The organism is Hellea balneolensis DSM 19091 (assembly GCF_000428525.1).
Classification (GTDB): domain Bacteria; phylum Pseudomonadota; class Alphaproteobacteria; order Caulobacterales; family Maricaulaceae; genus Hellea; species Hellea balneolensis.
In genome coordinates this window covers 409,865-434,982 of record NZ_AUAC01000003.1, presented here as the reverse complement: position 1 = coordinate 434,982, position 25,118 = coordinate 409,865, and the positions used below count along the sequence as shown (strand labels likewise).

General features: G+C 47.0%; 27 protein-coding genes. 15 read left to right on the top strand and 12 right to left on the bottom strand.

From position 1 onward, the window contains the following. Nucleotides 1-8: 8 nt before the first annotated feature. The 3 genes from F569_RS0108170 to F569_RS0108160 are packed head-to-tail and all read left to right on the top strand — an operon-like array spanning nucleotide 9 to nucleotide 4,440. Nucleotides 9-1,166 carry a Fic family protein gene (locus F569_RS0108170; RefSeq protein WP_026941800.1) on the top strand — a complete coding sequence of 386 codons (1,158 nt, stop codon included), beginning with the start codon at nucleotides 9-11 and terminating at the stop codon, nucleotides 1,164-1,166. Continuing rightward, nucleotides 1,163-3,253, top strand: a complete 2,091-nt coding sequence (locus F569_RS0108165) for a DEAD/DEAH box helicase (RefSeq protein WP_026941799.1) — start codon at nucleotides 1,163-1,165, stop codon at nucleotides 3,251-3,253. The genes F569_RS0108170 and F569_RS0108165 overlap by 4 nt, the downstream gene beginning before the upstream one ends. Next, the gene (locus tag F569_RS0108160) at nucleotides 3,250-4,440 is read left to right on the top strand and encodes a GIY-YIG nuclease family protein (protein WP_026941798.1); all 1,191 of its coding nucleotides are present in this window, start codon (nucleotides 3,250-3,252) and stop codon (nucleotides 4,438-4,440) included. The genes F569_RS0108165 and F569_RS0108160 overlap by 4 nt, the downstream gene beginning before the upstream one ends. Before the next feature lie 729 nt (nucleotides 4,441-5,169). On the opposite strand, the gene putA is transcribed toward F569_RS0108160, so the two are convergent. Beyond that, a complete protein-coding gene (gene putA / locus F569_RS0108155) occupies nucleotides 5,170-8,844 on the bottom strand; it encodes a bifunctional proline dehydrogenase/L-glutamate gamma-semialdehyde dehydrogenase PutA (RefSeq protein WP_026941797.1) in 3,675 nt (1,224 codons plus the stop codon). 125 nt (nucleotides 8,845-8,969) lie between these two features. Here putA and F569_RS0108150 point away from each other — a divergent pair, with 125 nt between their 5' ends. Beyond that, a complete protein-coding gene (locus tag F569_RS0108150; protein ID WP_026941796.1) occupies nucleotides 8,970-9,443 on the top strand; it encodes an Lrp/AsnC ligand binding domain-containing protein in 474 nt (157 codons plus the stop codon). 26 nt (nucleotides 9,444-9,469) lie between these two features. On the opposite strand, the gene F569_RS19365 is transcribed toward F569_RS0108150, so the two are convergent. Continuing rightward, a complete protein-coding gene (locus F569_RS19365) occupies nucleotides 9,470-9,646 on the bottom strand; it encodes a PLDc N-terminal domain-containing protein (RefSeq protein ID WP_084168913.1) in 177 nt (58 codons plus the stop codon). Between the two features lie 193 nt (nucleotides 9,647-9,839). Between F569_RS19365 and F569_RS0108140 the strand changes: the two genes are divergently transcribed. Then, a complete protein-coding gene (locus tag F569_RS0108140; protein WP_026941795.1) occupies nucleotides 9,840-10,202 on the top strand; it encodes a response regulator in 363 nt (120 codons plus the stop codon). Nucleotides 10,203-10,352: 150 nt separating this feature from the next. Here F569_RS0108140 and F569_RS18925 read toward each other — a convergent pair whose 3' ends face one another. Further along, on the bottom strand, nucleotides 10,353-11,438 hold the full coding sequence (locus tag F569_RS18925) for a GAF domain-containing protein (RefSeq protein WP_051279585.1): 1,086 nt from the start codon (nucleotides 11,436-11,438) through the stop codon (nucleotides 10,353-10,355). Between the two features lie 236 nt (nucleotides 11,439-11,674). Here F569_RS18925 and F569_RS0108130 point away from each other — a divergent pair, with 236 nt between their 5' ends. Continuing rightward, nucleotides 11,675-12,151 carry a hypothetical protein gene (locus tag F569_RS0108130; RefSeq protein ID WP_026941794.1) on the top strand — a complete coding sequence of 159 codons (477 nt, stop codon included), beginning with the start codon at nucleotides 11,675-11,677 and terminating at the stop codon, nucleotides 12,149-12,151. Between the two features lie 11 nt (nucleotides 12,152-12,162). Continuing rightward, a complete protein-coding gene (locus F569_RS0108125) occupies nucleotides 12,163-12,885 on the top strand; it encodes a Crp/Fnr family transcriptional regulator (protein WP_026941793.1) in 723 nt (240 codons plus the stop codon). Nucleotide 12,886: 1 nt separating this feature from the next. Here F569_RS0108125 and F569_RS0108120 read toward each other — a convergent pair whose 3' ends face one another. Next, nucleotides 12,887-13,249 (bottom strand): hypothetical protein, encoded by a 363-nt coding sequence (locus tag F569_RS0108120; protein WP_026941792.1) that lies wholly within the window; start codon nucleotides 13,247-13,249, stop codon nucleotides 12,887-12,889. Between the two features lie 331 nt (nucleotides 13,250-13,580). After that, nucleotides 13,581-14,351, bottom strand: coding sequence for a response regulator (locus F569_RS0108115; protein WP_026941791.1), 771 nt, complete (start codon nucleotides 14,349-14,351; stop codon nucleotides 13,581-13,583). Between the two features lie 151 nt (nucleotides 14,352-14,502). Between F569_RS0108115 and F569_RS0108110 the strand changes: the two genes are divergently transcribed. From F569_RS0108110 to F569_RS0108080, 7 genes are all read left to right on the top strand, one after another. Then, nucleotides 14,503-14,685, top strand: coding sequence for a NepR family anti-sigma factor (locus F569_RS0108110; protein ID WP_026941790.1), 183 nt, complete (start codon nucleotides 14,503-14,505; stop codon nucleotides 14,683-14,685). Between the two features lie 30 nt (nucleotides 14,686-14,715). Further along, nucleotides 14,716-15,330, top strand: a complete 615-nt coding sequence (locus F569_RS0108105; protein WP_034388353.1) for a sigma-70 family RNA polymerase sigma factor — start codon at nucleotides 14,716-14,718, stop codon at nucleotides 15,328-15,330. Between the two features lie 31 nt (nucleotides 15,331-15,361). Further along, nucleotides 15,362-17,011, top strand: coding sequence for a sensor histidine kinase (locus tag F569_RS0108100; RefSeq protein ID WP_026941788.1), 1,650 nt, complete (start codon nucleotides 15,362-15,364; stop codon nucleotides 17,009-17,011). A 95-nt stretch (nucleotides 17,012-17,106) separates the two neighbouring features. After that, complete coding sequence (locus tag F569_RS0108095; protein WP_026941787.1) at nucleotides 17,107-17,403, top strand: DUF883 family protein; 297 nt, start codon at nucleotides 17,107-17,109, stop codon at nucleotides 17,401-17,403. Nucleotides 17,404-17,411: 8 nt separating this feature from the next. After that, a complete protein-coding gene (locus F569_RS0108090) occupies nucleotides 17,412-17,843 on the top strand; it encodes a hypothetical protein (RefSeq protein ID WP_026941786.1) in 432 nt (143 codons plus the stop codon). A 1-nt stretch (nucleotide 17,844) separates the two neighbouring features. Then, nucleotides 17,845-17,997 (top strand): hypothetical protein, encoded by a 153-nt coding sequence (locus F569_RS19540; protein WP_154813685.1) that lies wholly within the window; start codon nucleotides 17,845-17,847, stop codon nucleotides 17,995-17,997. A gap of 66 nt (nucleotides 17,998-18,063) precedes the next feature. After that, a complete protein-coding gene (locus F569_RS0108080; RefSeq protein WP_026941785.1) occupies nucleotides 18,064-18,462 on the top strand; it encodes a hypothetical protein in 399 nt (132 codons plus the stop codon). Here F569_RS0108080 and F569_RS0108075 read toward each other — a convergent pair. Then, nucleotides 18,459-19,190 carry an endonuclease/exonuclease/phosphatase family protein gene (locus F569_RS0108075; protein ID WP_026941784.1) on the bottom strand — a complete coding sequence of 244 codons (732 nt, stop codon included), beginning with the start codon at nucleotides 19,188-19,190 and terminating at the stop codon, nucleotides 18,459-18,461. The genes F569_RS0108080 and F569_RS0108075 overlap by 4 nt on opposite strands. Nucleotides 19,191-19,255: 65 nt before the next feature. Between F569_RS0108075 and cls the strand changes: the two genes are divergently transcribed. Next, a complete protein-coding gene (gene cls / locus F569_RS0108070; RefSeq protein ID WP_026941783.1) occupies nucleotides 19,256-20,713 on the top strand; it encodes a cardiolipin synthase in 1,458 nt (485 codons plus the stop codon). 16 nt (nucleotides 20,714-20,729) lie between these two features. On the opposite strand, the gene F569_RS0108065 is transcribed toward cls, so the two are convergent. The 6 genes from F569_RS0108065 to rpsM form a co-directional block, all read right to left on the bottom strand. Beyond that, entirely contained in the window at nucleotides 20,730-21,533 is an 804-nt protein-coding gene (locus tag F569_RS0108065; protein ID WP_026941782.1) for a metallophosphoesterase family protein, read from the bottom strand. Next, on the bottom strand, nucleotides 21,534-22,448 hold the full coding sequence (locus F569_RS18920) for a diacylglycerol/lipid kinase family protein (RefSeq protein WP_051279583.1): 915 nt from the start codon (nucleotides 22,446-22,448) through the stop codon (nucleotides 21,534-21,536). A gap of 152 nt (nucleotides 22,449-22,600) precedes the next feature. Beyond that, entirely contained in the window at nucleotides 22,601-23,011 is a 411-nt protein-coding gene (gene rplQ, locus F569_RS0108055; protein ID WP_026941781.1) for a 50S ribosomal protein L17, read from the bottom strand. Between the two features lie 68 nt (nucleotides 23,012-23,079). Beyond that, nucleotides 23,080-24,096 carry a DNA-directed RNA polymerase subunit alpha gene (locus tag F569_RS0108050; RefSeq protein WP_026941780.1) on the bottom strand — a complete coding sequence of 339 codons (1,017 nt, stop codon included), beginning with the start codon at nucleotides 24,094-24,096 and terminating at the stop codon, nucleotides 23,080-23,082. Between the two features lie 84 nt (nucleotides 24,097-24,180). Then, entirely contained in the window at nucleotides 24,181-24,570 is a 390-nt protein-coding gene (rpsK, locus tag F569_RS0108045; RefSeq protein WP_026941779.1) for a 30S ribosomal protein S11, read from the bottom strand. A gap of 10 nt (nucleotides 24,571-24,580) precedes the next feature. Continuing rightward, nucleotides 24,581-24,949 carry a 30S ribosomal protein S13 gene (gene rpsM, locus F569_RS0108040; RefSeq protein WP_026941778.1) on the bottom strand — a complete coding sequence of 123 codons (369 nt, stop codon included), beginning with the start codon at nucleotides 24,947-24,949 and terminating at the stop codon, nucleotides 24,581-24,583. Between the last annotated feature and the right edge of the window lie 169 nt (nucleotides 24,950-25,118).

The window sequence follows — 25,118 nt, the reverse complement described above, 5'->3', positions numbered from 1 at the left end:
GCGAGCTAATGAGTAAAACCTTATCAGGTAAATATGTAGACGCCTTTGCCTTCGGTGAAGCTATACAGGCCTTTGTGCCGAACGCGCTGCCGCCAGTATTGGATATGGCTGATACGCGGCTCACACAGGCTTTAACACGCGCAAATCGCGCCCTGGGGCGCTTGGATGGCATTCGCCTTATCCTACCTAACCCTGATGTGTTTTTGTATTACTACACGCGTAAGGAGGCGCTGCTGTCGTCTCAGATCGAAGGCACACAATCCTCGCTTTCTGATTTGCTTGTTTTTGAAACGGGGGGCGATGCGCGTGTGCCTGTCGATGACGTGGAAGAAGTCTCAAACTACGTCACGGCGCTGAATGCTGGATTAGAGCGATTGAATGATTTGCCGCTTTCTACGCGGCTCCTGAAAGAGCTACATGCCATCTTATTGAAGGGCGCAAGGGGCGCGACAAAGCGGCCTGGAGAGTTTCGAACTTCACAAAACTGGATAGGTGGGACACGACCATCGACGGCTGTTTTTGTGCCGCCCCCACCAGATAAAGTCGTCGAGCTAATGTCGGACTTGGAGCAATTTATTCATGCCGACACGCTCTCGCAAAGTCCGTTAATCAAGGCCGCGCTTGTTCATGCGCAATTCGAAACAATCCATCCCTTCTTAGACGGAAATGGACGTTTAGGGCGTTTGCTAATTGTACTTATGTTGCTCGATAGCGGTGTGCTCGACGTGCCTATTCTCTATGTCAGCCTCTATCTAAAATCCAAAAGAGAGCAGTATTATAAGCTACTTTCTGAGACGCGATTCGAAGCGACCTGGATGGAATGGGTTATTTTCTTCTTAGAGGGAATCGAAGAAACATCTGCCCAAGGGGTGTTAACCGCGCAGAATTTACTCGCCTTGTTTGAGCGCGATCTCGCTAAAATTCGAGACGCAGGATCACCAGCGGACTCCGTCTTGCGAATATTTGACGCGATGAAAGAGAATATGGTTGCGGGAGCTAACGCGCTCGCAGATATTACCGGATTGACGACCCCAACCGTTAGAACAGCGCTAAGTCGCCTCGGTGAATTGGGCGTAATTACACAAGCCAATGACGTGAAACGCAACCGTCTTTTTGCCTACCAGGAAGCGCTCACAATATTGGAATTAGGAACTGAACCCTTATGAAAACCAACCTACCATCATCGACATATAAGTTTGCGCAATCCAAGGCATCTACAACGTCCGATGAGATGGGTATGCGGGAGATGCAGCGCCGCGCCTATTCAAAACGCGGTTATCAGTATCTCTTAATCAAGTCGCCACCTGCATCGGGCAAAAGCCGAGCGCTTATGTTTATAGCGCTGGATAAACTGCATAAGCAGGGTTTGAAGAAAGCCGTGATAGTCGTGCCGGAGCGGTCTATTGGCGGCAGTTTTTCTGATACTAATTTGATGGAGCATGGATTTTGGGCAGACTTCACAGTCGAGCCTAGATGGAATTTATGCAACGCGCCTGATGACTCAACGAAGGTCTTATTCGGTAAGTTTCTTGAAAGTGACGACCAGATTTTGATTTGTACGCATTCTACATTTAGGAATGCTTTCGCTGAATACGGCTCGGAAGTGTTGGACGATTGTTTACTTGCTATCGATGAATTTCATCATGTTTCTATGAGTGATGATAATGTTCTGGGGCAGCAACTAACAGCTTTGATTGAGCGAGATAAGGCTCATGTTGTTGCGATGACAGGGAGCTATTTTCGGGGCGATGCGGTGCCTGTTTTGTCTCCAGGTGACGAAGAAAAATTTCAAACTGTGGTGTATACTTACTATGAGCAGCTTAACGGATATGAGCACCTAAAGACGCTTGGGCTAGGCTATTATTTTTATTCAGGCAGCTACCTGCAAAAGGATGATGAGACAGGTCTAACACCTATCCAGGCCGTTCTTGACCCCGCTGAAAAAACTATCATTCACATTCCAAACGTGAATGCGCGAGAGTCCACAAAAGACAAAATTGAAGAAGCTAACGCTATCATGAGTTCGCTAGGTGAGTGGCAAGGCAAGGATAAAGAAACGGGATTCCATTTAATCAAAACGCCAGAGGGCCGCATTTTGCGAGTGGCTGATTTGGTTGAGGATGAGAAAGACCGCGATGTCGTTATGGGTTCTCTAAAAGACCCACGCGCAAACGGTGATCGCGATTGGGTTGATATAATTATTGCTCTGGGCATGGCGAAAGAAGGGTTTGATTGGATTTGGTGTGAACATGCTTTGACGGTTGGATATCGCTCTAGCTTAACGGAAATCGTTCAAATTATCGGAAGAGCTACGCGCGATGCACCAGGGAAAACTCGTGCAAAGTTCACCAATTTAATCGCCGAACCAACGGCAGATGATGGCGTAGTTGCCGACGCAATTAATGATACGCTGAAAGCTATCGCAGCTTCGCTGTTGATGGAGCAAGTGCTCATTCCCAATTTCAAGTTTACTCCTAAGAAACCGCCAGAGCAGAGTAAGCCTCAAGAAGGTCTGGACTATGGCGAAGGGGGATATGACCCTAATAAAACGAACATTGGTGTCTCAAGCGAAGTGCGGGAAGGTGACCAGGCCGAGTTTGTTATAGAAGTCAAAGGATTGAAGGAGCCTACCACTCCGGAGGGTCGCCGCGTCTGCGAGGAGGGCATCAAAGACCTTGTAGCTGACGTGTACAGCGACCGAGTTTTACGGGAGCAGGCGTTGTTTAATCCCGAGGCAATACCTCAGGAAACAACCGTAATGCGTACAATGAACATTGTTCGAAAACGTCACCCAGAATTCTCTGAGGAAGACGCGGAAGCTGCACGTCAGCGGGTCGTCGCAGCCATGAATATGATACAGGTGGCCAATGAAGGAAATGGCCTTGAGCCTGATGACGATGAGCCAAAATCAAACACCCAGCTTCTAAACGGTATCAGAAAGTTTGCGTTGGAAGTAAGAGATTTAGACGTTGATTTGATTGATTCTATCAACCCATTTCAGCAAGCTTACGCAATCTTATCTGTGCAAATGAACGAAAGCACATTGCGCCAGCTTCAAGCTGTCATTGTCAGTAAAAAGATTGCGCTCGGAGAGGATGAGGCCCGCGACCTGGCGATGAAAGCGAGAGGCTTTATGAAGTCTCATGGGCGTCCGCCTTCATTAAAAGCCGCCGATCCTTGGGAGCGTAAAATGGCCGAAGGCGTTGCTGCATTAGCGAGGTATGTGGCCAAACGGAAAGCGAGCGAGACGTGACAGAAGCGCTTTCAGATGAAGCTCTGCTTGCGGAGCTTGGCGTTGATGTTAAGGTGGAAGCCCCCCGCACCTACACCGCTCTTGAAGCGCGTTTGATTGCAGGGTTTGAAGATATTCAACGCTTTTATGAAGAGCATGATCGTGCTCCCAAGCATGGAGAAGACAACGACATTTTCGAACGCCTTTATGCAGTTCGTCTTGATAGGCTGAGAGAAAATGCACAAGCGCTTCAACTTCTGACGGACATTGACAAAGATGGTTTGTTAGCTGGGGGAGATATAGACAGAAGCGCTTCTGCCGACCTAGATGACGAAGCATTGCTTGCATCGTTAGGGGCAAGTGAAGCTCCTGTAGATACAGATATCACTAAGCTAAGAAATGTCTCACCCGTTGCTCATCGCCGTGCAGCGGAGGAGATTGCTGGGCGGGAAGTCTGTCGAGACTTTGAGTTGTTTGAGCCAATCTTTAAGGTCGTTAAAGGCGAGTTGAAGACGGGTATTCGGGAAACGAGAACGGCGGCGACCCAGGAAGATTTTGATGTTGGCCGTTTGTTTATACTGAACGGACAGATGGCTTATATCGCTTGGAAAGGTGAAGAAAAAAAGGCCACGGGCAAGAATCTTTTCGACGCAAGATTACGAGTTATTTTTGATAACGGTACCGAAAGTGGCTTACTAATGCGTTCCTTACAACGAGCGCTAAACGGCGATGAACGAGGCCGATCAATCACGGAACCCAATGCGGGGCCGTTATTTGCCGATCAGAAAGAAAACGAGACAGGAACAATTTATGTTCTTCGTTCAAAGTCAAACTTGCCGCAAATTTTACCAATCAGGGATGCGATCCTAAAGGTTGGAGTTACCAAAAATAGCGTTAAAACACGGATAGCAAACGCCTCCAAAGAAGCCACCTATCTACTAGGAGAAGTCGAGATTGTGGACGAATATACGCTTTACAATGTTAACCGAAATAAACTCGAAAAGATGCTTCAACACATTTTTCAAGATGCTCAGATGCAGGTTGAAATTCCAGATAGGTTCGGAAACCTGGTGAAACCTAGGGAGTGGTTTTTTGTAACGCCGCAAGCTGTGGCCAAGGCTGTTGAGCTTATAAGGTCGCAGAAAATTCAGGATTTCACTTACAATAGAGACACTGCATCATTCGAAAAGACTGGTGGCGACAACTAAGGTTTTTCTAAAAACCTACCCGTTCCTCAACAGAATCGAAGGGCCATCGACCCCTCACCTAGCCACAACTATTGCTCCGCGTCCTCGCCGGACGGGCAGGCTATTCGCTTCACGCTTACGCTACGAATAGCCTTTGGCTTAGCGGGATAAAGCTAGATTCGGGGATTTCCCAAAACTGCCGATATGGTGCGAATTGTGGTAACAATAATCAGTATATTGACATTTTCATGCCATTTAAGTTATTGTAATATATAGTCTAATTGTTTCCGGGTCTTGTCGTCCCCGGTGCGCCATTATACTTCTACCAAGTACGTTTAAGTTATTGGAAAAATTGCGATCCCCATCGCTACTCCTTGGTGCCATTCAATGATTTTGATTTTGTACAATAGAACCGATAACGTCAGAAATCATCAGGAATAGGCAAGAATGCATTCTTGCGTTAATTAAATGGCCATACCAAAAGTAATACGTATAGCGTGACACCGAGCTTATGTTGCGTATATTTAGTAAACGTGATGAGCGTTCCGCGGAACGCATGCCTCCAAACTACTCATCTCATTATGTGTCCCTCTTACCCGTTTATACTTTTCGAGAAAACAGGAAAAGATATTTAGAAGTTAAAGGATATGGAAACTTTTCTTTCAGATATATTTTTTTCGAAAATGCCATATCCTCATGGAGTCCAAAACTATGGCTTTGCATCCCGACCATAGAGCTGCTCGGAAAACCCTAAACCATTGTCAGGAGTGACGCATTGCCTCCTGCGGCTGTGGTATTGTTTGTGATTGTGCGTTCATGGCAATATCTGTAGGGGTCAGAGGCCGCACTTAGGAGAGGCAAAATAGTCCCGGGGCGGCGACACAGAAACTCTCCAACTGTATTACGAAGCGCTCCATCAATAGCGGCTCCGTCTATGGGGCCGTTTAAAATATCGTTTAGCTCATTTTCATGAAGAAGTGTGATGAGATTATTTATCCCGGTTCTCGCCTCGATAGCTTTGGCACAGGCCTCTATGCTGTCACGGCCAGAAAGCGGGTGAACTATGACGCTATTCCCCATGGCGAGCGCTGTTTTCATTTGGTCAGTAATGTCATCTTCCTCACCCATGCATAAGATAACGCCGCGCGGATGAAGGGTAAGCGTATTTGTTTCTCCTGTGGGCCCCGGCAACTCGAGTTGCATTTTCATACCGCTTAAAGCTAGCCTGACAGTAGTTTCACCATCATTAGAGAATATAGAGTTTAAACATGCTAGCCGTTCAGCATGCGCCATAGTCTTTACCCATCTTTGCGATGCGGCCTTTGCGCCATGAATGACATCCATCGTCTCAGGCGACGGGCTGGTATGTGTTAGAGAGAGAGCTGGCCGGATTTGTGTCTTTTCTGAGTGTTGCGGCGCCATCTCTTTGGCAGATAACCTCATGAGATAATGCGGCCCGCCGGCTTTTGGCCCCGTCCCTGATAAGCCTTCTCCGCCAAAGGGTTGCACACCTACAACTGCGCCGATCTGGTTGCGGTTAATGTAGAGATTCCCGACATTAGCTTTTTTGCTGATCGATTTTACACGGCTGTCCAAGCGGCTATGCAGGCCCATGGTCAACCCAAAGCCCAAAGCATTTATATCATCAATAGTTTTGGATATAGCTTCAGCTTTGAAACGAACCACATGAAGAACAGGGCCGAATATCTCCCGCGTCAACTGTGAAATAGCCTCTATTTCGAATGCAATTGGGGATATAAAATGCCCCTGTAAATCTTTGAAATTTGTGCCCTTTATTAAACCGCCTGTTGAACCAATCACTTTAAACGTCTTTGACATTTCATCGATATAGGCGGCGATGTTTTCATGAGCAACTTTGTCAATTACCGGACCGATATCCGTGCTCAGAAGGGCTGGATCACCTATTGTTAGGTCTGCCATAGCGCCTGAGAGCATATTTATAAAATCTTCCGCTATATCCTCTTGAATACAAACTAAGCGGCAAGCGGAACATCTTTGGCCTGCACTTTGAAATGCAGAATCCAGAACATCCTGCACGGCCTGTTCAAGTAAAGCGGTTGAATCGACGATCATAGCATTCAGACCGCCTGTCTCCGCAATAAAGGGAATTGCTGATCGATTTGTATCGGCTAGGCTCTTTGCGATTATCTTTGCTGTCTTGGTAGACCCTGTAAAACAAACCCCGTTTATATCTTGGTGATGTGTCAAATGACTGCCCAACAGAGCGCCATCACCCATAATAAGGTGCACGGCATCTTTGGGCACCCCTGCAGCATAGAGTAGAGTTATAGCCTTATGCGCGATAAGCGGCGTTTGCTCAGCCGGTTTTGCAATGACCGTATTGCCTACAGCCAAGGACGCCGCAATCTGTCCGATGAAAATAGCCAAGGGAAAATTCCAAGGCGAGATACAGGCGATGATGCCAAGGGGCTGTCTCCGTGACATAGTTTTTCGGCGGGCTTGCTGTGCATAATAACGGCAAAAATCCACAGCCTCTCTGACTTCGGCCACTCCGTCCAAATATGTTTTTCCAGCCTCTAATGTACAGAGCTGTAAAAAGCTTTCCATCTGCTCTTCCAGACTATCTGCGAATTTTTCAAGACAGTCGGCGCGTTGCTCTGTTGTAAACTTTTTTGGCCATTTGGATTTTTTCGCCTTTTTTAGAGCCAAATCAATGTCCTGCGTAGCAGACGGAACATAGCGACCGACACTTTGTTGCAGTTTTGCAGGGTTGTAGATCTCGGTAGATGCGCGTTTCAAAAGCTTGGACTTAGGGTCCTTGGCCTCATAGGGCTCATATGCAGCTGCCAAAGCGTCAGCACAGCGAGAAACATCGGATTGCGTGACATCCCACCCTGCCCCCGCATGACGCACACCGCCAAAAATATTTGTTGGAGCCGGCAGTTTTGGATGTGCTGCAACCGGATTTTCAGCCGCGAGCTCAAACGGGTCTTGGATGATGCTTGAGACGGGGATTTTTTCATCAAATTGCTGATTCACAAAGGAGCTATTGGCTCCATTTTCCAGAAGCCGCCTTACTAAATAAGGCAGTAGGTCTTTATGCTGTCCAACGGGGGCATAAATGCGGCAGCTCACGCCTGTTTCCTGCATCAGATCTTGGTGCAGCCCCTCTCCCATGCCGTGTAAGCGCTGAAACTCATAGGGTTGAGACGCGCGCGCCATCTTAACAATGCTAGCCGCGGTTAATGCGTTATGCGTCGCAAATTGGGGATAAATCACATTCTCTGCGTCGAGTAAAAGCCGGGCGCACGCAATATAGCTGATATCAGTGTTCTCTTTGCGCGTGAAAACCGGGTAGCTCTCTAAGCCCAATTCCTGAGCTCGCTTAATTTCCATATCCCAATAAGCTCCCTTTACGAGCCTGACGGTGATCCTTCGCTTTGCGGCTCGGCTTGCTTTAATCAGCCAAGAGATAGTCGCGGTTGCTCGTCTTTGATAGGATTGGACGACGATACCTAAGCCGCCCCAATCAGAAAGGCTCGGGGCCTTTAAAAGCTGATCAAAAATCAGAAGCGAAACCTCAAGGCGGTCACATTCCTCAGCATCAATCGTTAGGCTTAAATTCGCGGCTTTGGCAATTTCAGCCAATTTTATTATTTTCTCTAAAAGCGGTGGAACACAGCTCTGTCTTTTAGCATATTCATATCGCGGGTGGAGAGCTGAAAGCTTAATCGAAATACCGGCTGATGTGCTTATGTCTTGATTGGCAGATGCATTTTTGGACAAATACTCAATGGCCGTAAGGTAAGCTTGGAAATATTTCTCGGCATCAGATTGCGTATAAGCCGCCTCGCCCAGCATGTCATAAGAATAGCTAAAGCCTTGAGCTTCCGCTTTTTGAGAGTGCTTGACGGCCTCGACTATATCGCGGCCCAAAACAAAATGCTGCCCCATAATGCTCATGGCTCTGGCAACGCCCAATTCCATCCCGCGGTCCCCGATACGGGCCGCTAGATTTTTAACGTCAACACCCCCCGTGGCCTCTATCCATGTTTTAGTCAACCTTAGGCCTGATGTCGCTTGATTAACTAAAAATGAGCGGCTCTGCCGCGCATGAGATGCCCACTCAGCATCACTTAACTTATCGCGCATTAATAAGCGGCTCGTTTCAAAGTCAGGGGTTCTGATCAGTGCTTCGGCGAGCCGCATCAAAGTCAAGCCTTCTTGGGAGGACAGGTCATATTCAAGCAGGAATGAATCCATTAATTGGATGTTGCTCATGTCGCCGCGTAGATTTTCAACATATCGCGCTGCCAGTGATTCTATTTCTGCTCTGTCGCTTTTAGTGAGGTTGCTTGTCTTTATTAGAGACTTCAGCAGACTCTCTTCATCTGCAGTATAAAGCGCGGTTAATGAATCAAATGAGTCCTGAAGTGACGCCATGACATTTCCTAATACGGTCTCATAAAATACTGACATATATTAAAAGGAAATGAGACTTTAATTTTGGATATATGAAGCCTAAACAATTAGGCCAAGTAACTTGCTAACAATGAATAGGCTTGAATATGCGTAAATATGAGGCATTAGACAGTATTGACAGAAAAATCCTACGAGAGATTCAGCAGAATGGACGTATCTCGTTTATCGATCTTGCTGGAAAGGTCGGCCTGAGCAAATCGCCGTGCCTTAAGCGTTTACGCGCTCTTGAAAAAGAAAGGTTCATAAAGGGCTATCGCGCAGAACTGGACGCGGATAAAATATCGCGAGGCTATCTGGTCTATGTCCAGGTCAAACTTAGCCGGACAAATCGGGAAGCTCTTCAAGCTTTCAATTCGGCCGTGCAAGACATCAAAGAAATTATGTGCTGCGATATGATGTCTGGTGGGTATGATTATTTGCTAAAGGTTCGTACGCGCAACATGCATACATATCGCGAATTTTTGGGCGACGTGATATCTGTATTGCCTGGAATTGATCAAACGTCATCTTTCCCTGTCATGGAACAGGTCAAGGAGATCTCACATCTGGTTGTTGAGTGAGGTCCTGACAAGCAATCTGGTGTGACTTAGGCGTTCCCTTTTGGCCCCGCCAAGAACCATATGATAAGACCCACAAGAGGGAGTATCAGCACTAGGAGACTCCAAAGGATTTTTCCACCAGTTGACGCGCCTGATTTGATAATTGAGAGTACCGCCCAAACGACGATAACGAGATGAATAATTCCTAGAAGTCCTTCTAACATATTTGATCCTTTTCGGTATGAACTTAAATGTTCTGTTGCCTGAGCAACGCCAAGGCATGAGAATTTGTTCCTAAATAAACTAAGAAATTTTTTTTGAGGCTAAATTTGCCATCGTTTACAAAGAGGCAATGTTAAGCGCCTCATTTGACTCAGTTTTTTTGGAACTTTCAAAGTGCAGAGGCATTAATGATGCATGACAATCAAGATACTTATAGTTGAAGACGATCCCTTTATCGCAATGGACCTGCAGGATACGTTTGAAGATGCCGGCTTCCAAGTCGCAGGCCCTGCAGCTTCCGTCGATGCAGGGTTACACCTTATTGAAAAGGAAGACCCAGACATCGCTATGCTTGATTATAATCTTGGCCAAGAAACAAGTATTCCGATAGCCCAAAAACTAGAGAAAAATGATGTACCCTATGCTTTCTTGTCAGGTCAGATAGACCGCGTTGTGACGTCAGATTTGTCTGCTCCAAAGACCGTGTTTTCGAAACCTTTTAGTCCAGCCAAGATAATCTCTTATGCGAAACAACTCGCAAGACCCAATATCATCTAACAAAATCCTCGGCTGAAATATCAACGGCGGGGAAGGCCATAAAGCTGATACTCAACCGAGGCACTCACAACGCTTCACAGCGTCCAAGCACCGCTCTCTTAGAGTTAAGTCTACACCACGCATTAACATGGGTTAAGTCACTGTGTATGATTACGTTTCTATGCGCTCACGGCGTGCGGTAACTGTGTAATTTAAACCATCTTCACGAATTGCGTGATCGGCTTCGCCCTGTAAGTCCATGGGGACAATACGCGCCAAGATTTGACTTCCGAAACCCTTATGCTCGCTCTGCCCTGCATATTCGAGTTTAGCCGTTTCTTTCCAATCAAACTTTATAATATCATCGCCATCAGCTGACCAAGAAAAGCGAATAGACCCTTCTTCACCTTTGAGGGCACCGTGCTTTAGCGCATTGGTCACAAGCTCATTCAACATTAAAGTCATTGTGAAAGCGCCGCGCGCTGAGACTTCGATATCATCACTATATGACATTTGAACCCGCAGGCGAGTTTCATCCGTTAGAAATGGGGCAATAGTGGACTCAAAAATATCAGATAAAGGAGCACTTTCGAACTTGTTATTGGCAATAAGGGCCTGCGTCTCGGCCAATATAGCTATTCTCTCATGCAACCTCTCTGCAAAATCTTCACCCTCAACACCCGTTCGAGACATCATAGAGATTAGGCTCGATACATGTGCATACATATTGCCCATACGGTGCTGCAATTCTTCATTCACGACGTTCAAATCATCGATGATTTGCCCTTGAGCATCAGCCTCTATTTCCGTCATGACGCTCGCGGCTATATCGGCTAATATTTGTTGCTGTTTTGGGCCAAAATCCGCGCGGGGTTTGTCATCTAAAACGCAAAGTGTTCCAAGTGCATGCCCGTCCTTCGTGACAAGGGGCGCACCTGCATAAAATCTTATATTTGGCTCACCTGCTACGAGGGGATTGTTCACAAAGCGAGAATCTTTCTTGGCGTCGGCAACAACCATGACATCTTTGGATTGGATAGCATGATTACAAAAAGCGATGTCTCGCGGGGTCTCTTGGTTCTCTGTACCTTGCTTGGACTTGAACCATTGTCGGTCGTGGTCGATGAATGAAACGAGAGCAATATCCGCGCCCAATGCAGTTGATGCCAGACGCGTAAGCCTGTCAAAACGCTCCTCTGGAGCTGTGTCCAAGAGAGCGGTCTTTCGAAGAGCTTCCAGTCTTTGAATTTCAGTCATAATACACCCTCGCACTATGTCGCGTAAGGCCTTCCCATGTCCATCTAGACTAGTTTTGAGTTATTGTCGCTTACAAAAATGGGCAAAATACATATAATTAAGCCGCATAACCCTAACTTAGCAGCTGTCTTAAGTTTTAAAAAGAAAACTACATGATTTTTTAAAAATCAAGGAACCAAGTCTCAGCTTTGCGCATTATATTTGCAGCACTAATAAACAACCGTGTTGGAAATATAATGATAAAATTCTTTCTCAGTTCAGCGCTCATAACGCCTTGCCTCATCATGCCTCTTATGGGCTTTACAAGCGGGGTTGATCACACCCTGAAAGCCCACAGCACGAGTTTCGAAGCCGCATATATAGAGCCTCAACTGAAAGAGCTAGATAACTGCATGGCCGCAGAATTGGATGTGTATTTCCATGAAAATTATATTACCCTGCATTCTGCCGAGTATATCGCAGAGGGTGTCGAGCTTGCCAAAGACTGTAACAATCCGACATACACAATCACACCTATCATCCCCACGACATCGCATATTGATGAGGATACAATTACAAACACAAGACTTTCTGAACTAACACTCATGCTCAAAGCTCATGGCGTCTCATCACGTATTGGCGATACCGTTGTCCAAGAGACTTATGATAGTTTATCGGACAATGGCCGCACAGCGAAAATAAAAATCGCTTTTGACCAGAGCGATAATGCGTAGTTGAGACCTTAATGAAGCCTTTGAGAAATCGTGTCGGGCATTACGTAGATCTCGGACAAGAGAGTTTTGAGAGTCTATCAGCTCTCCCTCACCGCATAGAAACCCGCCGCCCCGGTGAAGAAATTGTCGCTATAGGCGAAACCGTAGATTATGTTTTTGTTATCGAAACGGGGTGGGCGATACGTTACAGGATTCTCGACGACGGCCGCCGACAAATCGTAAATTTCATGCTCCCTGGGGCCTGTTTCGATATGATGTCTATGGCCTATGCCAAGGCCGACCACGCTGTAAGTGCTGTCACAGAAGTTCGTCTGCGCCGACTTAAATCTGCTGATTTTCTAAAGGCCGTCTCCATGCGGCCTAAACTCGCGACAGCCTTCTGGTGGGTCGCGATCCAAGAAGAAGCAATCCTCCGAGAACAAATCGTTCGTATTGGACGGCGCTCGGCTAAAGAGCGAGTTTCCCATCTTTTACTGGAACTCAATCGGCGCATAGCCGCCATTGAGGAAAAGCTTACAGACTTTATCAATCTTCCCTTCCCGCAAGCCCTGTTTGCGGATGCCTTAGGCCTGTCCGTGGTTCATGTGTCCAGAACACTTACAAAATTAAAAGCCGAGGGTATGATTTCGACCTCACCAGAAGGTATTGAAATATTGGACCGAGACAGAATGGCGGAGATGTGTGACTTTGATAGCCGTTACTTGCACTTGGAACGTTTAAAGTTAGTCGATTGAATTAGATTTTAAGAGACGTCGATTTAATCGATGTGACCGCCAATTCTGCGGCATCTAAATGATCGTTTAACACCCCGATCGTGACCTCATCATCCAATAAACCAATACAGCTTTTGACAGCTTCAGAAAACCTATTTTCCTGTATAAGGTGTTCACCCAACTCAGGGTCTTGCAAAACATCTTCACAATCTTCTTCGTCACTCGAATTATTCCCGGCAGACAGATTGATCCCATGGTTTTGCAAGATGGCCTCCACCGCCCCTATGAAGGATTGTTTTTGCGCCATGGCTTGCCCCACATGATCTTTTTCAGAGGTGTTGTCCAACCCGTCATATAGGCAGGAGTAAAATTCTAAATTTTCCATAGCAATGCTACGGCTAAGCTAGAGCATATTCAGGGCCTTACCGCTTAGCTTAGGCGAGGTCAAAGTTAGGGCCTGTGGACAATTAAGGTTGAGTTAAGACGGGTACGATTTTGAACGAATTTGAGGCGCAGACCGCAAGGTGGTGTTTGCACCACCGAGGGTGTGCAACGTAAAAGTCGCTCAAAAGCGCCCCGCCGCTTCGCGGTATGGACCAAATCACCTATTTCGTCGTCGAAAAGCCTCGCCGTGCGGACGCACGCCTTCGAATTTTCTTCTAAAATTATGTGATTTTGCCTCATATCTTAATCTTAACCTTAATTGTCCACAGACCCTAGGCATCATGAAAGAATAAGGCTTGGCTGATCGCCGCTTTGACATTGCCTGGTTTAAACGGCTTTGAGATTAAATAGGCAGGCTCAGGCTTGTCGCCCGTTAAGAGGCGTTCCGGGAAGGCCGTTATAAAGATAACCGGAACATTGAGCGTTTTCGTGATCTCTTCAACTGCTTCTATTCCCGAACTACCATCAGCGAGCTGCACGTCTGCAAGAATAAGTCCAGGTTTTTTCTCTGAAACAGCGCTGACGGCGTCCTTATGCGTTGCTGCTATATTATCAACGCTATGCCCTAAATCTTCGACAAGGCCTTCAATATCCGCAGCGATAATCGGCTCATCTTCTATGATAAGGACATTAGTGCGTAGTTCTTTTTCAATATCAGACTCAGCTTCAGCCAACAAAGTGTCCGCATATTCAGGCGCTATGTTCATGACTTTAGCGATATCAGCCGGAGTCATGCCTTCAAGGGCATTAAGCAAAAAAGCTTGCCGTGAGGTTGGCGGTAATTTTCTGACGCGCTTGGCCGGCACGGCTTCATCTTCTCTGTCCGCTTCAAGCTTGGCTCCTGTTGTGCTCCATATCGTCAGGAACATTTGATAGAGTGCAATTTTAGGAGATAAATCACCTTCTAAAACAATGTCTCCGGCAACGAGTGCTTCAAGCGCAGTTCGAACATATGTATCGCCCTCGGATTGTGACCCTGTCAGCGCACGCGAAAACCGCCGCAAATAAGGCAAATGAGGGGCATAAGTTTCAACAAGACTCACAATATATCCTTTATAACTATGTGTGGAACTTTTAGATGAGTTCGGGGTTACTTTCAATGACATCGTGCCATACTAAAAAAGATTACGTCTTGGGAACCTTTTAGTTCCCTGCGTGTTATAGATTTTTGCGGGGACACAAAAGGCTTTTAAAATGACACAGAAAAACACACCAAAATCGTCTAAAAGAGATGATCTCGGAGACGTCTTCACCGATGAAGATCTACCCGAAAAAATCGGTAAAAACCTACGCCAAATATATGATGACGTTTTAAATGAACCCGTCCCTGATGACTTTCTTAGCTTGCTTTCAAAAGCAGATAACAAATCCGGTTAGGTCAATATAATGTTACAAGAAAGCCCAGATATGAGCACGCCAAACGAGAATGCAGTTGAAGCCGAAATTGTTGAATTTAATGAAGAGGAGTTCAAACAGGAGCTGACAGCATTAATCCCACATTTACGGGCTTTTTCAAGGTCTCTATGCGGAAATGCCACTCTCGCCGATGATGTGGCGCAAGACGCTTTGTTAAAGGCCTGGAATGCTCGCGAACGTTTTATCCCGGGTTCGAATTTGAAGGCTTGGACATTTACAATTCTGCGCAACCAATTTTACTCTATTAAACGCCGCTCTTGGCGTGCAACGTCTCTAGAGCCGGAAGTCGCCGAACAGACGATTATTGCTAATTCAGATGCTGAGCAATCAATGCATCTGAACGATCTGAGGCGGGGTCTGGATATGCTACAAGATGATCAGCGCGAAGCCATTATTCTCATAGGCGCTTCAGGCCTGTCTTATGAAGAAGCCGCAGAAATTTGCGACTGTGCTGTCGGAACTATCAAAAGCCGTGTCAGCCGCGCGCGTAAAGCTTTGGAAGTGATCATGGAGTCAGGCAATTTTGACGGAGATGCGGATGAGGTCAGAGCCATTGACGCTATGGATGCCATCTTAAAAGAAGCTGACGCCATCGCAGAAGGCTAGGCCTTGGAACAGGGCTCTATCGGGTAAATAGATGAAAGACCTAAGAGTAAGACTTGGTGTTATCTTGGCCCTCGCCCTGTGGCCATTATTAGTCTTTTCAATTTGGCGTTCGTATCAAGATTATACACAAGACCAAATTCTTATTGACCGGAATGCTGACCTAACAGCTCGCGCGGCTTTGTCTGAAACTGTCCATCGCTTTGAGACAACGCAAACAATATTACGATTCTTGACTACTCGTCTTTCGGGAGGCAGCTGTGAAACTGACCTCGCTCAGCTGATAGAAGAATATCCGCGCTTTCATAATATCGTCAGAGGATATGCAGCGGGAAATGTTGTATGCTCAGCTAAGCCAGTGAGAAAAATTGGGCAACCGGTCGCAGATTTGATCGCAAGTTTGTCTGAAGGAAAACCTTTCGTAACCCAAATTTTAACAGCCCCCGCCTCCGATGAAGCTCCCGGAAAAATACTTGTGACCGTTTATGGGCACTATGAAAATGGAACCCTCACAGAAGTTGCAGCTGCGGTCGAAAACTTAACTCTTCTTCTTGACCTTCTCGAAGAGTCCAAAGTTCTAGAAGATGGTGACTTGGCGGTTTTCAACCAATCAGGTCAAATCTTGGGCGGGCGTTGGGAGAATAATGATCTTCAAACCGTCGCACAAAGTCTGCCCTTAAAAAAGCTTGAGGGTCGCTACAGCACAGTTGATGCTAACGGGAATGATGTTCTGGTGCTGCCCACTCCGGCTGATCAAATTTACTTAGCTGTTGCATCAAAGAAACAAGACGTTTTCTCGTGGAACAGATTAAATCCACTGACATCGGCTCTCATTCCTATGATCGCCTGGCTTTTTGGGTTTATCGCCATATGGCTATCAACAGATCAACTTGTCTTATCGCACCTGCGCAGGATGAGAACTGCGGCCGCGACACTGGCCAGAGGCAATAGAGGGGCGCGCGTTGGAGACCTAAACAACCCGCCTGCCGAAATTTCTGCCCTTGCCAAAAGCTTTGACATCATGGCCAACCGTTTGGTTGAGAGAGAAGCCATTATAAGCGATGCGCTTGATGAGAAAGAAACTTTGCTTCGGGAAATTCACCACCGCGTCAAAAATAACTTGCAAATCATCATATCCCTCCTGAACATGCAGGAGCGGAAACTGTCCAATACTGAAGGCCTGGCAGCCATTATCGCAGCCCGCAGCCGTATCAACGCTATCGCGCTCGTACACAGGGGGCTTTATGAAAGCACTGATTTACGCGTTGTCGATATGGACATATTTTTAAATCGTCTATTGCCTGAACTCGCGATTGCCTTTGGCCTTGATGAAAAAAACATTTCGGTTTCAACGAAGGTCGAGTGCCAGTCCTTAGAAGCTGACACAGCCACACCCGTGGCTTTGTTTATTGTTGAAGCTCTTACAAATTCTGTAAAACACGGAATTCCCCGCGGCGGCCATGTCGATATTGAGTTAAAGCAGATTGAGAAACTCATTCACGTCTCGGTTTTTGATAACGGACAATCAGACTTTACTTCAAAAGATGAAAAATCCGGCATTGGCTCAAAACTCATGAAAGGGTTTGCGCGTCAACTCGGTGGAACCCTAAATGTCCAAAACAATGAAAGTGGATATAAAACAGTCTTGAGCTTCACCCCGCGCGAAACCCCTCAAATCGGCTAGACATCTTTTGAAGAAATTTGGAACAATACACTGGGCAGCACGTTTCTATTCTTGAGAGCATTAATTCAGATGCACAAAACTATAGGAGATCAATTATGGCGACCACAAAGAAAAATGTTGTAGAAATCAAGCCAGACGTAAACGCTCAGATCGAGACACTCCGAGGCGATCTTGCGACGCTGACGGCCACATTAAAAACCCAGGCTAAGGAAACGGCCAAAGCCAAAAAAACGCAAGTCGTAGACACGGCAAGTGAAAAAGTCGCCGACACAAAGGCTAAATATAGTGAGCTAAGCTCTACAGCGGAAAAATCGATCCGTGAGAACCCCCTCTCTGCCGTCGCAATTGCGGTTGGTGCAGGTATGCTTTTGGGCATGATCACGCGCCGTTAGGACAGAAGATGTTAAAGCTCATTGTTGCTGCAGCGCCTTACTTTCTAAAGGCGCCTGGACATAAAAGTGATAAACAAATGGCACGAAGCTTCACAGCTCTCGTGCTATTTGTCTTGAGCGGAATTTCACTCATCTTGGCAACATTCGTTTTTGTGACGACGCAATATGGAATGACCGAAGGTTTTCTGAGCGTCAGCTTCATTCTCTTTTTACTTGCTAGCGTGATTTATCTGAAAGCTGGAAAACCCGAACGCACAGCCCCAGAGCCAAGGTCAACAATTGCCAGTAACGATCCCATAGCCGCCCTATTGCCCGACTCTATTATAGATGATCCTGCAACAAGCCGGATATTGAATCAAGTCTCAGCGAACCCCATCGCCACCACACTTGCAGCCGCCGCAATAGGGACAATCATTACACGCGAAATTATGAAGGACTAATATGACTGAAACTCACACATCCGAAAACCCTGCTGAACTTCAAGCCGAAGAGGCGAGAAGCGCAGAACTTGTTAAGGGCATGACAAGCGTGCTAACAATATCTTTGATAGCTATTGTTATCCTATTTGCCGTCGTTCTTGCGATATTCATTTAACCAAATAAGCGTATCAAAAATTAAGTAAAGCCGGGAACAACTTCTCGGTTTTTTCGTTATTTAGCTATGAAACACTACACTCTATATTTTGCAGTCATACTCAGCTTCTTTTTAATATTGACCCCTTCCGCTAAGGCCTCCTCACCAGAAAATAGGTCAGAGCAAAACCACATCCTTGAAAAAGTGACACAAGATGAGTTTGTAAATTTACCGCTAGACCTCACGGTTGAGCAAAATCAGGAACATACAGAAAAACGTTTCGATCGGACCGCTCAGAATGCATCTGAACCCAATATGCTAAGACTTCAGAGAGGCTTTATAGCTGACTTCGATGCGAATGTAGGAATCATCAAGGAACATACCACTCAGCAGCACATGCATACGCGTTCAGCAGCACTTCCGCGCGGGCGATATTTTAGGCCTTTAAATTCTAAATTAGGCGCCGCGATTTCAAAAAAATTCTAAATCCGCAACTCCGCACTAACGGGGCGGTGGTCTGAATAGACAACATCATTGACCACCTTTTCCATGACCCTGAAGTGATCTGAGACTAGCATGTGATCAAAGCCTTTGCGGGGCTTCCAGCTCGGATAGGTTTTATCTTCAGCTGTTGTTACCGGAATCATATTCAAGCTATTAGATAGAAGCCTTAGCGGGCGAGACGAAGCCGCGCAGTTAAAATCACCCATTATCATGAGCGGGACATGACGCGGGGCTTGCTCAACGAGATACTCTATCTGCATGATTTGATCCGCCTCACCCAAACTAAGATGTACATTGATCACATGAAATGGTTTTGGCGCTTCAATACGAGCCATTATCGCGCCTCGTCCCGTGTGTTTACCCGGTAATTTCAGATCACACACATCGGCTTGCGGATATTTTGATAAAATAGCATTCCCATGCCGCGAGATATTTCCAACAATTCGGTTTTCCTGCATCGACATATATTTAAAATCAGACAGCGAGAGCAAATGATCGACTTGGCATTTAAACCCCGAGCGCCGGCCTCCCAAGTCAACCTCCTGCAAAGCGGCAACATCGAAATCTGATGCAAATGCCGCAATGGATTTAAGCGTTTTTAATTTAGCTTTGCTATTAAAAACCTGTCTGTTGATACGCGTAATATATTGACGATAGGCCCTCGTCCCTATCGCAGCTTGAATATTATATGTTACGACTTTTAACGGCATCGAGCTTTCAACTTATATGAGGAACATTCGCCTCTTCAAGACGTTGCTATGGGTCAGGGAGATAAATGACAAGCATTCCGTTCACAGTGGTAATTCATCTCCTCGTCGTCTTTGGCTTGGGGCTTAGAATTCTCTATAGGCGCATAGCTGTAAATACCACATTGGCGTGGCTCATTATTATAGCGTCTTTGCCAATAGGCGGGGCCGCGCTCTACTTTCTTTTTGGGGATCACAGATTAGGACGCAAGCGGCTCAAACTCGGAGAGCGTATTCGCAGCTTTTATCAAGAGGCATACGAAGTTACATCCGAAGACTTAGGTAAGTCTGATTTAGACGTGTCTCCGTTCTTTGCAGATCTCTCTCACATTGTGTCCTGCGAAACGGGGTTTCATCCCTCCACTGGGAATAAGATCAAACTCTTTGACGAAGCCGGCCATATCCTAAGCGCGATGGCAGAGGACATCGATAATGCCAAACAAAGCTGTTTGCTAGAGTTCTATATCGTCGAGGCCAAAGGACGTGTTCTACACGTTCTCGAAGCCTTAGAAAGAGCCGCGCAGCGCGGCGTAGAGTGCCGTTTCCTTGCAGATGACATAGGATCGCGGAATTTCCTTAAAAGCGATTGGCGTAGACGTCTGGAAGCCGCTGGGGTTGAGGTTGTAAGCTCTCTTCAGGTCGGGATAATTAAATCACTCTCGAAACGAACTGACCTTAGGAATCACCGAAAACTAGTGATCATTGATCTGGCCATAGGATATATTGGCAGTAGCAACCTCGTTGATCCCGTTGAGTTTAAAAAAGAGGCAGAGGTCGGGCAATGGATAGACATTATGGCCCGCTTGGAGGGACATGCTGTCTCCTCACTTGCTGTTGTTTTTAATACAGATTTTATTTTTGACAAAAATGGCGGAGATTACACATGGGAAAGCTTAAGCCAATTCCCACAGCAAACGCCATCCACTGACTTTGCCAGAGATACTGTGTTGCAGCTTATCCCGTCCGGACCTGAGATGCGAACAAGCCTGATCTATGAAGTAGTTGTGGCAGCCCTTTATGGCGCGCAAAGCTCTATCGTGATCGTGACGCCATATTTTGTGCCTGATGAAGCTCTTATAATGGCGCTCACAAATGCCGCGCGCCGAGGCATTGAAGTCAAGATAATCATCCCTAATCGGATCGACTCTATCATGGCCAGATATGCGAGCGAGGCCTCTTATGATGCTTTGCTAGAGGCCGGGGTCACGATCAAACATTATCAAAGCGGTATGCTGCATACCAAAGCCATACAAATTGACGCGCATATATCATTCATCGGGACACTGAATATGGATATGCGCAGCTTCTATTTAAATCTAGAAGTTACTTTGGCCATCTATGACAGAGCCTTTGCCTCGCGATTAAAAGAGACGATCGACCATTATATTGAGCGCGCAATAATTCTTGATCGGGAAGCTTGGACACGGCGCTCTAAGCTCAAGCGTTTCAAAGAGAACGTTTTGCGCCTCGCTGCCCCCCTTTTATAGGGCAATAATATGCACTTTAATCTGATCGTTGCGATTTAAGCTCGCTGATTTTCTTGATCCAAGGCTCAGAGTTCTGATAGCGACCATCATTCCAAAATATTTCTGTGATGCTAAGAGTCTCCCCGTCAATCGACAGATGATTAAAGCTTGCAGGTTTGTCTCTGCGGCGAACTGATAATGTACCTGACCCGATAGACATAATCTCTGTTTCATCCGGCTGGCGCTCCAACATGAAAGGCGCATGGACATGCCCGCTCAGCACCGCATCTATGTTCTCTTCACTTAAATGCTTAAGGGCATCTGCGCCATTTTCGGTCTCTTTTTGAAGCGGAGAGGATGATGGGTAAATGAGGGGGTGATGAACCGCAATCATTTTTACAGTCGAGGACGACACGGCCTTCAAGTCTCGCGTCACCCCGCTTAGCTCGGCCATATCAACCACACCCAAAGACCAATCTGTTTTGGCTTGCCATCCCCTTGAAGTATTTAGGGGCATGATAGACACATATTGATCCGTGTAATGCGGCTCGGTAAGCGGAGCGATGATGCGGTTGTACCGTCCAAAGGGATCGAAGACCCTTTGGAGTAAACCAAACATGGGCGTATCATGGTTACCAGGCGTAATCACCTTTGGCCCTGGCAAGGTTCTAATCCAGTCACGCGCGGCGTAAAACTCGTCCTTTTTGCCGTTCTGCGTGATGTCCCCGCAGATAACTGTCACGTCAGGCTTTAGTAATTTCACCATAGCCGCCAAGGCCGCCATGGCGTCCTTATCCTCGACGCCGAAATGAATATCGGCAAATTGTATAATTGACGTCACTTAATGAGCCCTCAATTCCGGCGCCAGAACTAAAACGCCTTCTGGCTTTAAGGAAATTGAAAGAGGACAGGAAATCGTCTCGCGCTCACCGTCCAATAAAATATCAAAAGCCCCTTGGCCTGTGATCTCGACATTACTGACCAAGGCTGTTTTAATGTGGGGGCTTTCTCTCCAATTCTGCGCAATAGCTCTTCCGCCTATTTCCACAAGATTGGATATTGAGAGCTGCGGAACTGACGCAATTTCAAAGGCATCAGCTACATTTGCGCCTTCTGTCATATAAGGACAGTAAATCTGCAGCCCATTAGCATGTTTTGCGGCTATCTTACCGTCCGCTTTAAATTCAAATTCCTCGCCATCAGATATGGCTGAGATAATTTCAGGAATATGCTTAACGGCCTCTACAACATGTCCTTCTCTGAGCGATTCTCGCGCCTCTGCCATTGTTATGGGGTCTCCTAATATTGCGCCGCAAAAGAATATGTTTTCATTGATCAGGCCTGCCGCCTGCCAGCGCGGCTTGTCACAGGATAGGGCCAATTCTAAAGCCTTATGCCAATCCGTTAGGCCGAATACAGCCCTTGGGAGCATATTCATGGTCCCGCCAGGCAGAGGAATAAGAGGGATGCCTAATTTACGAGCCGTCACAGCCCCCGCTTTGCAAGTGCCGTCACCACCGTAAATAACCAACAAATCTGTTCCGTCTGTCTCGACCGTTGTTAATGCAGCTGTGAGCTCTGAAGGATCACATAGATGCACATAGGGTTTGGGATAGTTATTGTCCTTAAACATGGCGATAATATCAGGCGTAATGTCAGATGTGCTGCCCGCCGCCGTGTTAATGATAATTGAGGGCTTTATGAAAGGGGGGCCGCCCGCATAGTCGTATCGTTTTTCTGTGTGTTGGGCGGGCATAAACTGTTCCTAGTCTTAGATACTACGCTCAGGAACCCATATGGTTGCCCATAGAGGGCTGACTCATGCAGTGACGTTGTAGCGGCTTAAAAAATAGGCATTAAAAAACCCGCCACGTTGGGCGGGTTTTTTTTAAATTATAATGACAAGACTTAAGCGTCTTCTGCTTCCTTGCGGGCGTGATCAACAGCGCCCTTAGCTGTCTCGTCGCGATCAACAAACTCGATAACAGCCATTGGAGCATTATCGCCATAGCGAAAACCTGCTTTCATGATGCGGATGTAACCACCTTGACGGTCTTTATAACGAGGTCCGAGAACATCAAAAAGCTTCTTGGACATCTCTTTATTGCGTGTGCGAGCAATCGCCAAACGACGTGAGTTAAGATCACCGCGCTTTGCAAGCGTGACGAGCTTTTCAACAATCGGACGAAGCTCTTTTGCTTTTGGGAGTGTTGTAACGATTTGTTCGTGTTCAATCAGGCTTGATGCCATATTCGCAAACATCGCTTTACGGTGCGAGGCAGTGCGGTTGAGTTTACGATGGGCCAACTTATGACGCATGGCTTTATCCTTTAAATTTCATGTGGGCCTAAAGCCCGAATTATGACCTCAAAGGTCTGTATCAGACCTTAAATGTGGTCGTCATATTTCTTAGCGAGCTCTTCTATGTTCTCTGGCGGCCAGTTTGGCGCGTCCATACCGAGGTGCAGACCCATGGCAGCGAGAACTTCTTTAATCTCATTGAGTGACTTACGGCCAAAGTTCGGTGTGCGGAGCATTTCGGCTTCGGACTTTTGGATAAGATCACCAATGTAAACGATATTGTCGTTCTTGAGGCAATTTGCAGAACGCACAGATAGCTCAAGCTCATCAACCTTACGCAGAAGCGCTGGGTTAAAGTCAAGCTCTGGCTTCTCTTCGCCGCGGCCAACATCTTCCGGATCGTCAAAGTTGACGAAGACTTGGAACTGGTCCTGAAGGATACGCGCCGCGACAGCGACAGCGTCTTCCGGCGTTACCGCTGCATTTGTTTCGATGTCGATGATGAGTTTATCATAATCGAGAACTTGACCTTCACGTGTGTCTTCAACGCGGTAAGCCACGCGCTTTACAGGTGAGTAAAGTGCATCAATAGAGATAAGGCCGATAGGCGCATCTTCGGGACGTGACGCGGCAGCAGGGACATAGCCCTTACCTGTCGTGACAGTCAGTTCCATACGGATGTCAGCGCCTTCGTCAGCTGTGCAGATGACGTGGTCTTTATTGAGGATTTCAACATCAGCTGTTTCTTCAATATCAGCACCTGTTACGGGACCAGCGCCAGTCTTACGAAGGAGGAGTTTCTTCGGACCTTCAGCATGCATGCGAACAGCCAATCCTTTAAGGTTCAGAACGATGTTTGTGACATCCTCGCGAACGCCTGGGATAGATGTGAATTCGTGTACGATACCATCAATCTGCACAGCAGAGACAGCGGCGCCCTGTAGAGATGAAAGCAATACGCGGCGAAGCGCATTACCAAGCGTCATGCCAAAACCACGCTCCAGCGGCTCAGCTGTTACAACTGCTTTTCTTTCAGGATCGCGGCCAGGCTCAATCTCAGGATTGATTGGACGAATAAGTTCTTGCCAGTTTTTTTCAATCACAGTGTGACCTCTTAATGCTAGTGTGGCGCAGACCCAGATGTTTCATCTGGCTAGCGCCGGATAGACCCCAAAATCAGGGAAAATTTAGACGCGGCGACGCTTAGGTGGGCGGCAGCCATTATGCGGGATAGGCGTTACGTCACGAATTGTTGTGATGGTGTACCCTGCGGCCTGCAAAGCACGAACAGCAGATTCGCGGCCAGAGCCCGGTCCGTTGACGTTCACTTCAAGCGTATTCATGCCGTGCTCAGCGGCTTTCTTAGCCGCTTCTTCAGCCGCAACCTGCGCTGCATATGGCGTAGATTTACGAGAGCCTTTAAAGCCCATTGCGCCAGCACTACACCAAGCTACGGTATTGCCTTGAGCATCCGTGATCGTGATCATCGTGTTATTGAATGTTGAGTTTACGTGCGCGACGCCGGAAGTGATATTCTTCCGGTCGGCGCGGCGGACGCGGCCTGGTTCTTTTGCCATTGTGCTCTACCTACTTTTTCTTACCAGCGATGGCCTTTGCAGGGCCTTTGCGTGTGCGTGCATTTGTATGTGTGCGCTGACCGCGTACGGGGAGACCTCGGCGATGACGAAGACCGCGATAGTTACCCATATCCATTAAGCGCTTGATGTTCTGGCTGATCTCACGGCGAAGATCACCTTCGACCATGTGATCCGCGTCGATCGTTTCACGGATTTTCAAAATCTCTTGGTCTGTCAAATCCGTCACGCGGCGCTCAGCCGCGATGCCCACTTTTTCACAGATTTCAGCCGCTTTAGCCGGGCCAATACCGTGAATATAACGCAGCGCGATCGTTACGCGCTTATTTGTCGGGATGTTCACCCCTGCAATACGAGCCACATTGGCCTCCTTAAAATCCTTACCTTCGCCGTATAAGAACCCCTCGCCTGCTTTGCCCATAGCAAAAAAGGCGGAAAGTTCCGAACTATCCGCGAAAGCGGGTTACTTAGTCCTAAGCTAAGGCCCCGTCAAGCGCCCTAGCCCTGCATTTTTAAACAAAATTCATCTT